The sequence below is a fragment of the Barnesiella sp. CU968 genome, from assembly GCF_905219685.1.
Lineage (GTDB): Bacteria > Bacteroidota > Bacteroidia > Bacteroidales > Muribaculaceae > Lepagella > Lepagella muris_A.
Map to the genome: position 1 here is coordinate 1 of NZ_CAJMXD010000473.1, position 2,001 is coordinate 2,001.

Sequence of the window (2,001 nt, forward strand, 5' to 3'; positions counted from 1 at the left end):
AGGGACTTTTGCAAATTTAATCGACTGAAAATTAAGTGTTTAACAGCATAAATTTAATTTTTGTCATCTACTAAAAAATTCCTTAATAATCTTCTCAAATCTTGGAATGACACTTTTATCATATACGAGCCGTTCAAAATATTCAGTAAGAATGTTTGATATATTCTGATTAAGATTTAACGATTCGTTGTAAGCGGATAATTCATATTGCTGAGATAAAGAGGAATAAAATGAAGTTTTCAATTCCTTCTTTTTATTATTATCATTTATAAATACAAAGCCGAATCGAATACCTTTGAAAATATACCAGATTAACCATATCCCGGCAAGAGTTGCCCATATAAACCATCCATCAATAAAAATCCATTTTAATAGCATTAAAATTGCTACCAAAAGCCAANTTATTGGATATACGCACGGTATTAGAAGTATCATTTAGAACCCTCCTCCATGAAGATCAAATGAAGAAGCGGCTGTAACTTCTCCAGATTGCCCGCACTTGGGACATTTTACAACACGCTGTCCATGCCAGCACATTACGGCACCACATGAACAAAATAGAAACTGGCTACTTTTGCAATAGGGACATCCGGGGTATTCTACATCAAGTTCAATACTCCCATGGACATACTGAGAGTCATAACCTTCTCTCTGAGCTTTATCCCTATCAATAGGGAAAGCCCAGACAAATTTATAGGCTCCACGGCGTATCTCATCCACCGTTACGCCATAATATTTCTTTGCTTCAGGGCAAACTGCCATTATAGCAAATGCCTTGTCACTGAGTTTGGTCATGGCTACCAGTCGTTTATTTAATCCCGCATAACTCTCTTTAGCAGGAAGTTGTTTAACAAAAAGCGTGAGAGTCTTCGCTGCTCGTCCCACATATAGAGGCTCTGACATTGCCCATCGAAGTTGAACGAACAACATCAGATACCCACGCTGTATGGATAGATACACCAAATCTTCACATCTAATGGATATGAAAAACTGGAGTATGGTACTCATACTCATGGGCGTTCTGTGTTGCCTCGCACTTGACTTCGATATGTCCATTTTATAAAACAGACAAGAAACTGTCAGATTTCTATATGCCAAGGGCAAAGCGTTGGAAACGCCTTTAATATGTCATGGCTAAGGCTCCCCACCAAAAAGGTAAGTAGCACTAAGCCAATGGCAAAATTACTAATTTTTTTCGAGATGGGAAAGAGATAATTCAGTTAAATCATGGAGGAATCCGAAGTTGGACTAAAATGGACAATTTAATCGTATTAAAACAGTGAAAGCATCCCGCTATAGAACGGAATGCTTTCAATAAACTACGGAGTGTATAAAGTAAGTATTTCTGTAAGGCGACGAGTGTATAATCCTTTGTGCCACTTTCCTTTGTAGCGACAGTGGGAGGTGTAGGACTTGAAGATGTTGCGGTCGCCACGTTTCAACTTTTTCAGGACGGTGGACTTGTTGACTACACCGGGTCCGCAGTTGTAGGCGAGTGCGCCGAGGAGAACTGAGTCCTTGCCGTATTGGGAGTAGAGGGCGCAGAACTTACGGAGGTCTTTTCGGAGCAATGCGTCGGCTTGCGCTTCGGTTAGCTGACAGCCTCGGCGGTAGGGTTCTCCCCGCTGGACTTGATGACCGTAGCCTACATAAGGCCAGTGACTCGGCTTATGGATCGTCTCAAATTTCTTGATTATCAGGACTGCCCGTTCAAAAAGTGGCAGTTCCATTATTGACCGTTTTGCGGCAAAGGCTGGCGTAGTGACCGCGAGGGTCACTAACGCCATGAGGAATATCAATAGTTTTTTCATCGGGCAATCGGTGTTATAGTTCCGGGATTGACAGGGCTGATGATGCCGGGAGTTTTACCGCCGTCATTGTCTCCGCTGTCTTTACTGTTGAACTCAAAGGTTTGCTGCCACGGGGTAGAATTGAACGAATCTTCTAATGTGGCGATGACATTTATGTTTGCATCACTTGATAAGTAATTAAGGATATGTG

Annotated in this window: 3 protein-coding genes; all 3 read right to left on the bottom strand. The window is 41.5% G+C overall.

Translation table 11 applies throughout. The features are described 5' to 3' along the window. Positions 1-435: 435 nt before the first annotated feature. On the bottom strand, positions 436-795 hold the full coding sequence (locus JX312_RS12835; protein ID WP_204458310.1) for a TerY-C metal binding domain-containing protein: 360 nt from the start codon (positions 793-795) through the stop codon (positions 436-438). A 524-nt stretch (positions 796-1,319) separates the two neighbouring features. Beyond that, positions 1,320-1,811 (bottom strand): glycoside hydrolase family protein, encoded by a 492-nt coding sequence (locus JX312_RS12840; RefSeq protein WP_204458311.1) that lies wholly within the window; start codon positions 1,809-1,811, stop codon positions 1,320-1,322. Continuing rightward, positions 1,808-2,001 (bottom strand): hypothetical protein (locus tag JX312_RS12845; RefSeq protein WP_204458313.1); only part of this gene is annotated, 194 nt, incomplete at its 5' end. The genes JX312_RS12840 and JX312_RS12845, both read right to left, overlap by 4 nt.